Raw genomic sequence first — 10,715 nt, forward strand, 5'->3', positions numbered from 1 at the left:
GAGGTAACACCATGAGACACCTGATTGATCCGCGCGATTTCAGCGCCGAGGAGACCGCCGCGCTGCTGGCGCTGGCGCAGCGCATCAAACAGCAGCCCGAGGCGTACGCCAACGTGGCGGAACGGAAAAAACTTGCCACGCTGTTTTACGAACCCAGCACCCGGACGCGCCTCTCCTTTGAGGCGGCCATGCTCAACCTCGGCGGACGCACACTGGGCTTCCCGGCCGAACAGGTTTCCAGCGCCAGCAAAGGCGAGAGCATTGCCGACACAGTCCGCGTTGTGGGCTGCTACGCCGACATCATTGCCATGCGCCATCCCAAGGAGGGCGCCCCGCTGCGCGCCAGCCAGTTCTCACCGGTTCCCATCGTCAATGCGGGCGACGGCGGACACAACCATCCCAGCCAGACCATGCTGGACCTGATGACCATTCTGGAACGCAAGGGCCGCCTGGATCATCTGACCATCGGATTCTGCGGGGACCTCAAGTTTGGCCGCCCGGTGCACTCGCTGGTCAAGAAACTGTCCGGCCGTCCCGGCATCCGGTTCTGCTTTATCTCGCCGGAAGAGCTGCGCATCCCGGGCTACCTCGCCGAGGAAGTGCTGCGTCCCACCGAAACGCCGTTTGAGGAGACCGACAGCCTGGAAGCCAGCCTGCCCACGCTGGACGTTCTGTACATGACCCGCGTGCAGCGCGAACGCTTCTTCAATGAGGAGGACTATGTCCGCCTCAAAGATACCTACACCCTCACCCGGGAAAAATTGTCGGCGGCGCCGGCGGATATGCCGGTCCTGCATCCGCTGCCGCGTGTGGGGGAGATCAGCCTCGATGTAGATGACGATCCGCGTGCGGCCTACTTTGATCAGGTCCGCAACGGTGTCTATATGCGGATGGCCATTCTGATGGCACTGCTGGGACTCAACGATCCGCTGACCGGAGAGAAGGTGATCGCATGCTGAAAGTGGAAGCACTGGAAAACGGCCTGGTCATTGACCATATTGCCGCCGGCCGCGGCCTCGAACTGTACCAGAGACTGCGCCTGGATCGCTGCCGAGGTTCGGTGTCGCTGCTGCAGCGGGTGCGCAGCGACAAATATGTGACCAAGGACATGATCAAGATCGAGGGCGACACTCTGCCGCCGGATCTTTCGATGCTGGCCTGCATTGACCCGCAGATCACCCTGATCGAGATCCGGGACGGCAAGGTGGTCCGCAAATGGTCGCCGGACAAGCCGGAGCGGCTGGAAAACGTGATCCGCTGCACCAATCCCCGCTGCATCGCGGGGGCGGAACCGGAATGTCGCCAGATCTTTCTGCGCACGGCGGCGGGGCGGTATCGCTGTGCCTACTGTGAACAGGAAGCCACGGCGCAGAGCTGGGACATGCTCTGGGAAAAGCCGTAATCATCGGAAAGGAAGCGTAGGGTATGCAGGTGGTTCTTCTGCGCCATGGACTGACGCACTACAATGCCGAAAAACGGTATCAGGGACAGCGCGATATTCCGCTCTCCCGGGAAGGGCTTGAACAGCTTCACCGGGCGGATTTTGACCCGCCGGTGGTCTATGTCAGTCCGCTGCAGCGTGCCCGTCAGACGGCCGCGGTGCTCTTCCCCAAGGCGCGCCAGGTGGCGGTCCGGGACCTGCAGGAGATGAATTTCGGGACGCTGGAAGGGGAACCCTACCGTGTGATGGAGCGCGACCCGGAATTTTACGCCTGGCTGGAGAAAAACGACCACAGCGAACACCCCGACGGCGAGCGCCGGGCGGATTTCCGTGCCCGCACCTGCGCGGCGTTTGCGGCGCTGATGGACCGGGCCGTGCAGGAAGAGCAGCCGATGCTTGTCGTGGTTGCACATGGCGGTACCTTGATGTCGCTGATGGATCGGTTTGCCGTTCCCCATAAACCCTATGAGGAATGGTGCGCGCCCAACGGCGGCGGATATGTGCTGGACGCCCGGGAGTGGGCTTCCGACCATGCTTTGCATCTTGTGCGGACGGTGTGCTATGCACAGACGCTGCACTGAGAGAAACGGAGAACCGGAATGAAAAACGGAAAAGTCCACCTGTACTGGGGTGACGGAAAAGGCAAGACCACGGCGGCCATGGGGCTGACCCTGCGTGCTCTGGGCGCCGGCAAGCGGGTGACGGTTGTACAGTTCCTCAAGGGAACGCCGTCGGGAGAGATCTCGCTGCTTTGCCGGCTCGGCGCATCGGTCCACCGGTGCCATCCGGGCCTGAAATTCGTCTTTCAGATGACCGAGGAGGAGAAGCGGGACTGTCTGGCCGAGCATACGGCGATGCTCCGCAAGGCCCTGGCGGAGGATGCCGACCTGCTGATCCTGGACGAAGCCTGTGCCGCCTGCCAGCTGGGCATGGTGGAGGAAGCGATGCTGCGCCGGGCGGTGGAAGATCGTCCGCCGCAGCAGGAAGTGGTGCTGACCGGGCGGGACCCGGCGGACTGGATGCGCCAGGACGCCGACTACGAGACCGAGATGTGCTGCCGCAAACACCCGTACCAGAGCGGACTGGATGCCCGGGAAGGCATCGAATTCTGAGACCTGCTTTCCGATTTAATATACTGTCATGCCGGAGTGCCCTGCAAGCGGTGCTCCGGCATGGCTTTTTTGTCGGAAAAAGGCGAAGGCTGCCTGCCGGAATCGTTCGCCGAGAAGTTTACAAAACTATAAAATCTGCCCGAAATCCCCGCTTTGCCTTGCAAAGGGGAGCCAACAATAGTAAAATAACAATTAAATATGCGGCAATCCCGCCGCAGTGAGGATAGGTTGAGGTGTAGAAGTATGGTACTTAGCATGACCGGCTACGGACGCGCCGAAGAGGTGCTGAACGGACGGAACATCACCGTGGAACTGCGCAGCGTCAATTCGCGGTTCTTTGAATATTCCTCCCGCATCCCCCGGACCTGTGCTTTTCTGGAAGACAAACTCAAGAAGCTGGTGGCTTCGAAAGTGAGCCGCGGCAAGGTGGAGCTCAGCCTGACGGTGCAGAGCATCACGGCGGCCGACACCGTCGTCACGGTCAACTGGCAGCTCGCCGAGAGCTACAAGAAGGCGATGCAGGAGATGGCGGACCGTCTGGAACTCAAGAATGACCTGACGGCCGGCATGCTCGCCCGGTTCCCCGATGTTCTGAGCCAGACGGCGGCCCCCACCGACCCGGATGCCCTGTGGGCGGATGTGGAACAGGTGGCGCAGTGCGCCGTGGATGCCTTTGTGGCCATGCGGGCTGTCGAAGGCGAAAAGCTCAAGGCGGATGTGGCCGGACGTCTCGATACCGTCGAGGCACTCGTTGCCCGGATTGAGCAGAACACCGAGGGCCGTGTCCAGGCCTACACCGAGCGGCTGTATACCCGGCTGCGGGAACTGTTGGAGGACCGGACCATCGACGATGCCCGGATTGTCACCGAGGCGGCCATCTTTGCGGACAAGACCGCCATTGATGAGGAGACGGTGCGCCTGCACAGCCATGTGGCGCAGTTCCGTTCGATTCTCGAACTCAACGAGCCGGTGGGCCGCAAGCTGGATTTCCTGACCCAGGAACTCAACCGGGAATCCAACACCATCGGCTCCAAGTGCCAGGACGTGAACATCACCCGTCTGGTGGTAGAGCTGAAATCCGAGATCGAAAAGATCCGCGAGCAGATCCAGAATATGGAATAAGGAGCCGCCCATGAAGCTCATCAACATCGGCTTTGGCAATATGGTCAATGCGGACCGGCTGATTGCGGTCGTCAGTCCGGATTCGGCGCCCATCAAGCGAATCGTACAGGATGCGCGTGACAAGGGCTCGGCGATTGATGCAACCTATGGCCGCCGCACCCGTGCGGTGCTGATTATGGACTCGGATCATGTGGTGCTGTCGGCGTTTGAACCCGAGACGATTCTCGGACGCATGGACAGCGAGGAAAAGAAGGGGGAAGTGTAATGCAGGGGGAAAAGTATCTGTTTGTGGTTTCGGGACCTTCCGGGACCGGAAAGGACACCGTGGTGTCGCAGCTGCTCAAAAAGCACCCGGAGGTCCACAAGACGGTCTCGGCCACGACCCGCGCAATGCGGGAAGGGGAGACCAACGGCGTCAGCTACTACTTTCTGACCAAGGATCAGTTCCGTTCAGAGCTGGAGGCCGGCGGTATCGTGGAGCACACCTGCTACTGCGAAAACTACTATGGCACGCTCAGATCCGAAGTGGAGCGCTACATGATGGAGCAGACCCCGGTCATCCTCGTCATTGAGGTGGAAGGCGCCGGCAACATCAAGCGTCTGTACCCCGATTCGACGACGATTTTTGTCCTGCCTCCCGACATGAAGGAGCTGGAACATCGCCTGCGCTGCCGCGGTACCGAGAGCGAGGAGGTCATCGAGAAACGGCTGCGCCGCGCCGAGACCGAGATCGCGCTCTCCGCAGACTATGACGAACACGTTGTGAACGATGTGGTTGACACCTGTGCCGACCAGATCTATTCCATCATTCAGGACCGGCTTGTCCGGGACTGACATACGGCAAGGGGAGGGGATCGTTTGCCGGACATCGCAAAGGTGGCGGTAAACGACGCTACCATCCACTTTGACAAACTGTATTCCTATACCGTAAGCCCGGAACTGGCCGGTTCGGTCTGGCCGGGCAGCCTGGTGCTGGTGCCGTTCGGCCGTTCCAACAAACCCCGGATGGCCGTGGTGATTGAGACCGGAACACAGCCCGAGGCCGACCCGCGGCTCAAACCGCTGCTGGCGGCGGCCCCGGAGGAAGCCCGGCTCACGCCCGACCTGATGGAGCTGGTCCGCTTTCTCAAGGACCGGACCTTCTGCACCTGGTACGAGGCCGTCAAGGCGGTCATTCCGTATGGGGCGCAGTACTGCCCCGGCACCGAAAACGGTCACCCCGTTGTGAAGAACCGTCTGGCCCGCCCGGTGGAGACCGTCTATACCCTCGTCGCTCCGCTGCCCGAAAAGCCCCGCCCCGGCGCCAAACAGCGCCAGGCGGCGCAACTGCTGCAGGACGGCCCGCGGACCCGCAGTGAACTCGAAGAGCTGGGAATCTCCCGGGCAACGCTGGAGGGCCTGTGCAAAAAAGGCGTTCTCCGCTCGGAGGAACGCTACAAATCGCTGGACCTCTTTGCCGCCATCCCGTTCGACCCGCAGCCGGTGCAGCTCTCTGCGGAACAGCAGTCCGCCTATGACACCCTGGAACGCCAGCTGGTGGCGGACGGCCCGCAGGCCGCGCTGCTGTTTGGCGTGACCGGCAGCGGCAAGACGGCGGTATTCCTCAAACTGATCGAAAAGACGCTGCTTCTGGGCCGCCGTGCCCTTGTGCTGGTGCCGGAAATCAGCCTGACACCGCAGATGATCCGCCGCCTCAAGGCCATGTTCGGCAGCCGACTGGCCGTGCAGCACTCGGCGCTCAACAACACCGAACGCCTGCTGCAGTGGCGGATGATCCAGCAGGGCAATGCCGATATTGTGGTCGGAACCCGCAGCGCGATCTTTGCCCCGCTGCAGAATATCGGACTGATCATTCTGGACGAGGAGCAGGAACACACCTATCAAAGTGAATCGGCGCCCCGGTACTCCGCCCACGAGGTGGCAAAAAAACGCGCCGGAATGGAGAACGCTCTGCTGCTCTTCGCCTCGGCCACACCGCGGACCGAGACCTATCAGGCAGCACAGAGCGGCCGGATCCAGCTGGTCACGCTGACACAGCGGTATGGCGGCCGCCCGCTGCCCCGGGTGGATTTCGTGGATATGCGCGCCGAACTGGCATCCGGCAATTCCCGCGAAATCAGCGCCCGGCTTGTCCGGGAACTGGCCGCCAACCTGCACAACGGGGAACAGAGCATTCTGCTGCTCAACCGGCGCGGATACCGTACCGTGGGCATGTGCGGCATCTGCGGCCATGTCCTCAAATGCCCCAACTGCTCGGTGCCGCTGGTCTACCATAAGGCGCAGCAGATGCTGCTGTGCCATCACTGCGGACACCGCGTCAGCCCGGTCCCGACGGTTTGCCCCGAATGCGGCGGCAAGCTCGTGTACAGCGGCTTCGGCACCCAGAAGGTGGAGGAGGAGCTGCGCGAGCTGCTGCCCCAGGCCCGGGTGCTGCGGATGGACCAGGATTCCACCGGCCAGAAACACGCGCATGAAACGATGCTCGCCCAGTTTGCCCGTGGGGAATATGACATTCTGCTGGGCACCCAGATGGTCGCCAAGGGACTGGATTTCGAGAAGGTCACGCTGGTGGGGGTGCTGGGCATTGACTCACTGCTCTTCGGTCAGGGCTTCCGCTCCTACGAGAACGTGTTCAGCCTTGTCACCCAGGTGGTGGGGCGCTGCGGCCGGGCCGAACTGCCGGGCCGTGCGCTGATCCAGACCGCGGTTGTGGAACATCCGGTACTCAAACTCGCAGCCGCACAGGATTACCCGGCGTTCTTCGCCCAGGAGATCGCGTTCCGCAGATTCTCGCTCTATCCGCCCTTCTGCTCGTTCTGCGTGGCCGGATTTACCGGTCCGTCGGAACCCGATGTCTACGCCGCGGCACTGCGGTTCAGCCGCCTGCTGGCCGAGCGCTTTGCCAAGCATCCCGACCAGCCGCTGCGGGTCCTCGGCCCCACGCCGATGAATATTGCCATGCTGGGCGGGAAATATCGCTACAAACTGACTTTGAAATGCCGCAACGACGCGACGTTCCGGGCCCTGGTCCGCAGTGCGCTGGAGGCGTATGCCGAAGAAAAACTGCCCGCCAAAGCGGGGATTGCACTGGACTTCAACTCGGACGGCGATCTGTGATCGTCGGCGCTTTGAATAGAATGAATTTGGAGGTACATTGTTATGGCTCTTCGCACAATTGTTCAGGACGGAGATCCCATCCTTAAAAAGGTATGCCGCCCGGTCACCAAGTTCGATGACCGTCTGGCGACGCTGCTGGATGATATGCACGAAACGCTGCTGGACGCCAACGGCCTCGGCCTGGCAGGCCCACAGGTCGGCATGATGCGCCGGCTGTTTGTCTGCCTGGATGAGCGGGACAAACCCGAGGAGGTTCCCGCCGATTACCAGGAAAAGTTCATCGACTTCGTCAACCCGGAGATCGAGTATCTCAGCGAGGAGACCGACGAACAGTACGAGGGCTGCCTGTCCTTCCCGGGCCACAATGGTGCGGTGGTCCGTTCCAAGTCCGTCAAGATCAAGGCCCAGGACCGCACCGGCGCCTGGTTTGAGCTGGAAGCGGACGGAATGTTGGCCCGCTGCATCCAGCACGAGAACGATCACCTCAACGGCGTGACGATCATGGACCGCGCGACGCATTTCTATGAGGATGATTACCCCGAAGACAACGAAGAATAACGAGGAAGATTCACTATGCGCATCCTGTTTATGGGAACCCCCCGATATCGCAGCCGAGAGCCTGGCCGCTCTGATCGACGCGGGCCATGAAATCTGCGGCGTCTTCACCCGGGCCGACAAGCCGGTGGGGCGCCGCCAGATCCTCACGGCACCGCCCGTCAAGCAGCTGGCCCAGCAGCACGGACTGCCGGTCTACCAGCCCCGCACCCTGCGGGACGGCAGTTCCGATGATCTGATCCGCGGTCTTAGCCCCGATATCATTGTGGTGGTGGCCTACGGCTGCATCATTCCGCCCCAGCTGCTCCATGTGGCCAAGTACGGCTGCATCAACCTGCATGTCTCGCTGCTGCCCAAATACCGGGGCTCGGCGCCCATCCAGTGGGCAGTGCTCAACGGCGATACCACCACCGGCGTGACCATCATGCAGCTGGATGAAGGGCTGGATACCGGCGATATCCTGATGGTTCAGCCGGTGGAGATCGACCCCGAGATGACCAGCGGCGAGCTGTTCGACAAGGTCAGCGCGATCGGCGCCCGGACGCTTGTGGAGGCGCTTGACAAGATCCGGGCAGGCGCGCTCACTCCGCAGAAACAGGATGATGCGCAGGCCACCAAGGCCCCGCCTCTGACCAAGGAAATGGCCAGATTCACCTTTGCGGAATCGGCCGGCCACATTCACAACTGGGTGCGCGGCATGAATCCCTGGCCGGTGGCCTATTTTGAACATGACGGCAAAAAGATCAAGGTCCAGCAAAGCCGCCTGGCCCAAAACCCGGCGGGCGCCGAACCCGGTACGGTGCTTGCGCTCAAGCCCCTCACAGTGGCCTGCGGTGAGGAAGCCGTGACGCTGGAAGCCGTCACGCCGGAAGGCGGCAAACCCATGACCGGTTCGGCCTGGGCCGCCGGACGGCGCCTGAAAGTGGGGGACAGCCTGTGACGGCGCGATATCTGGCCGTCAAGGCGCTGATCCGCCAGGAACAGAACGGGTATTCCAATCTGGTCCTGGATTCCGAGCTGAAAAAATGCTCCCCGCCTTTGCCGCAGCGCGATGCGGCCTTTGCCTCGGGAATCTTCTACACAGCGCTGGAACACCAGACGCTGATCGACTGGATGCTCTCCCGGTTCTCCAAGCGGCCGCTGGAACGGCTGGATGCCCCGGTCCGCGCGATTCTGCGTGCGGGACTGGCACAGGCCCGCTTCATGCAGGTACCGCTGCCCGCCGCCGTCAATGAGTCTGTCAAACTGACGCGGGCATTCGGCAAGTCCAGCGCCTCCGGTATGGTCAACGCCCTGCTCCGTCGGGCCGCGGCCCTCGATCCGCAGCCTTCGCAGTGGGCGGATCTCACCGATCGCCTTGAGGTGTATTACAGCCTGTCCCGGCCCATCGCTGAGCTGCTGGCATCCCAGTATCCGCAGGAAGCGCAGGCCATGGCGGAGGCGTTCTATGAGCGTCGCCCCACGGCCATCCGGGTCAACCCGCTGCGCACCGAGGATGAGAGCCTGGCCAGGGAACTGGAGCAGGCCGGCTGCCGTGTGCAGCGCGGACCGTGGGAACACAGTCTGCTGGTGGAGTTCGCGGGCAGCCCAGCGGCTTTGCCGGCATTCCGCCGCGGTCAGTTCCATGTCCAGGGCCTGACCAGTCAGTTCGCGGCCCTCTGTGTCGGGGCGGCACCCGGTATGCGGGTGCTGGACCTCTGCGCGGCGCCGGGCGGCAAGAGCGTGACGATGGCCCAGCAGATGCAGGATGACGGTGACCTCCTCTGCGGGGAGGCAGTGGCCGGCCGTGTGCCGCTGCTCACCGAGACCTTCTCCCGCTGCGGCCTGCACTGTGCCAAGGCGTTCCGCGGTGATGCCACGGTCTTTCAGGACTCCCTCGGGACCTTTGACCGGGTCCTGTGTGATGTGCCCTGCTCGGGTCTCGGCGTGATCGGCAAGAAGCCCGACATCCGCCGCAAGGACCTTGAAGGAATCGAAAATTTACAAAAAGTACAGCAAAAAATCCTGCAAAATGGCGCAAAGTATCTTGCCCAAAACGGCCGTTTGGTGTATTCTACCTGTACAGTCAACTTTTTTGAGAATGAGCAACAGATTGCGCAATTTCTGGAAACCAACCCGGATTTCCACACAGTAACGCCGGAAATTTCTTTTCCCGGCGCCAGGACGGGCGAGTACGGAACGCTCTTCCTTCCGCAGGAAACCGGGACGGACGGATTTTTTGTCAGTGTTCTCGAACGAAAGCGGGAACAGCCTTCCCGCCGCCAGACGCAGGAAATGAGGTGAGCTTTTGATGGAATCTGCCAAGTCAGCCGCAGCGGCAAAGATCTGCCTTTCTGATATGACGCTGCCCCGCCTGACCGAATACTGCAAATCCATCGGCCAGCCGGCCTTCCGCGCCAAACAGATCTTCAAATGGATTCATCAGAAACTCGTCACGGATTTTTCCGCCATGACCGACCAGCCCAAGACGCTGCTCGAACAGTTCGGGCGGGAATGTACGCTGGCGGCGCCTACCATCCGGCGCCGGCAGCAGTCCCGGGACGGCACTGTGAAGTATCTTCTGCAGCTCAGTGACGGCAACTGTATCGAGACCGTTCTGATGCGCTACCATTACGGCAACACGGTGTGTGTCTCCACCCAGGTGGGCTGTGCCATGGGCTGCCGGTTCTGTGCTTCCACCCAGGCCGGACGGGTCCGCGACCTGACTCCCGGCGAGATTGCCGCCGAGGTCTATACGGCCCAGAAGGATACGGGGGAGCGCGTCTCCCACATCGTGCTGATGGGCATCGGGGAACCGCTTCACAACTTTGACAATGTGATGGATTTTCTCGAAATCATCTCCTGCCCCGAGGGCGTCAATATCGGGATGCGGAATATCAGCCTTTCGACCTGTGGCCTGGTGCCGGGCATTGAAAAGCTGGCCGGCCGGCATCTGCAGCTGACCCTCTCGGTCTCGCTCCATGCGCCGAACAACAAGACCCGCAGCTCCATGATGCCCGTCAACGATGCCTACCCGCTGGAACAGCTGATTCCGGCCTGCCGCGCCTACCAGAAGGAGACCGGGCGGCGGATCAGCTTTGAATATTCCATGGTCAAGGGCGTCAATGACTCGCCCCAGATGGCGCGGGAACTGGCGAACCTGATCCGGGGCATGGGCGCCCATGTCAACCTGATTCCGATCAATCCGGTGGACGGCAGCCCGTATTCCGCGTCCGATGAAGCCAATATCCGCCGCTTCCAGAAAATGCTGGAAGAGCTGGGCGTCAATGCCACGGTCCGGCGCCGTCTCGGCTCGGACATCAGTGCAGCCTGCGGACAGCTCCGCCGGGAGGACGCACGTCAGGCGGCACAACAGCAATCGACTTAAC

At 61.9% G+C, this 10,715-nt stretch carries 12 protein-coding genes; all 12 read left to right on the forward strand.

Features of this window, described 5'->3' with window-relative positions; translation table 11 throughout:
• The first annotated feature begins 11 nt into the window (after window positions 1–11).
• The 12 genes from pyrB (at window position 12) to rlmN (ending at window position 10,714) form a co-directional block, all read left to right on the forward strand.
• Window positions 12–959, forward strand: a complete 948-nt coding sequence (gene pyrB, locus U0L91_RS08485) for an aspartate carbamoyltransferase (protein WP_330046065.1) — start codon at window positions 12–14, stop codon at window positions 957–959.
• Window positions 953–1,402, forward strand: coding sequence for an aspartate carbamoyltransferase regulatory subunit (locus U0L91_RS08490; RefSeq protein ID WP_330046066.1), 450 nt, complete (start codon window positions 953–955; stop codon window positions 1,400–1,402). The genes pyrB and U0L91_RS08490 overlap by 7 nt, the downstream gene beginning before the upstream one ends.
• A gap of 23 nt (window positions 1,403–1,425) precedes the next feature.
• Window positions 1,426–2,022, forward strand: coding sequence for a histidine phosphatase family protein (locus tag U0L91_RS08495; protein WP_330046067.1), 597 nt, complete (start codon window positions 1,426–1,428; stop codon window positions 2,020–2,022).
• 18 nt (window positions 2,023–2,040) lie between these two features.
• A complete protein-coding gene (locus U0L91_RS08500; protein WP_330046069.1) occupies window positions 2,041–2,553 on the forward strand; it encodes a cob(I)yrinic acid a,c-diamide adenosyltransferase in 513 nt (170 codons plus the stop codon).
• 243 nt (window positions 2,554–2,796) lie between these two features.
• Window positions 2,797–3,675: a YicC/YloC family endoribonuclease gene (locus tag U0L91_RS08505; protein ID WP_330046071.1), complete on the forward strand. Its 879-nt coding sequence runs from the start codon at window positions 2,797–2,799 to the stop codon at window positions 3,673–3,675.
• Window positions 3,676–3,685: 10 nt separating this feature from the next.
• Window positions 3,686–3,940, forward strand: coding sequence for a DUF370 domain-containing protein (locus U0L91_RS08510; RefSeq protein ID WP_330046073.1), 255 nt, complete (start codon window positions 3,686–3,688; stop codon window positions 3,938–3,940).
• On the forward strand, window positions 3,940–4,509 hold the full coding sequence (gmk, locus tag U0L91_RS08515; RefSeq protein WP_330046074.1) for a guanylate kinase: 570 nt from the start codon (window positions 3,940–3,942) through the stop codon (window positions 4,507–4,509). Before U0L91_RS08510 ends, gmk begins: the two co-directional genes overlap by 1 nt.
• A gap of 24 nt (window positions 4,510–4,533) precedes the next feature.
• The gene (gene priA / locus U0L91_RS08520) at window positions 4,534–6,792 is read left to right on the forward strand and encodes a replication restart helicase PriA (protein ID WP_330046076.1); all 2,259 of its coding nucleotides are present in this window, start codon (window positions 4,534–4,536) and stop codon (window positions 6,790–6,792) included.
• A gap of 42 nt (window positions 6,793–6,834) precedes the next feature.
• Window positions 6,835–7,350 (forward strand): peptide deformylase, encoded by a 516-nt coding sequence (gene def / locus U0L91_RS08525; RefSeq protein WP_330046079.1) that lies wholly within the window; start codon window positions 6,835–6,837, stop codon window positions 7,348–7,350.
• Window positions 7,322–8,287 carry a methionyl-tRNA formyltransferase gene (gene fmt / locus U0L91_RS08530; RefSeq protein ID WP_330046080.1) on the forward strand — a complete coding sequence of 322 codons (966 nt, stop codon included), beginning with the start codon at window positions 7,322–7,324 and terminating at the stop codon, window positions 8,285–8,287. The genes def and fmt overlap by 29 nt, the downstream gene beginning before the upstream one ends.
• A complete protein-coding gene (gene rsmB, locus U0L91_RS08535) occupies window positions 8,284–9,630 on the forward strand; it encodes a 16S rRNA (cytosine(967)-C(5))-methyltransferase RsmB (RefSeq protein ID WP_330046082.1) in 1,347 nt (448 codons plus the stop codon). Before fmt ends, rsmB begins: the two co-directional genes overlap by 4 nt.
• A gap of 7 nt (window positions 9,631–9,637) precedes the next feature.
• On the forward strand, window positions 9,638–10,714 hold the full coding sequence (rlmN, locus tag U0L91_RS08540; RefSeq protein WP_330046084.1) for a dual-specificity RNA methyltransferase RlmN: 1,077 nt from the start codon (window positions 9,638–9,640) through the stop codon (window positions 10,712–10,714).
• Window position 10,715 lies beyond the last annotated feature (1 nt).

It is taken from the genome of Gemmiger sp., from assembly GCF_036306485.1.
Classification (GTDB): domain Bacteria; phylum Bacillota; class Clostridia; order Oscillospirales; family Ruminococcaceae; genus Gemmiger.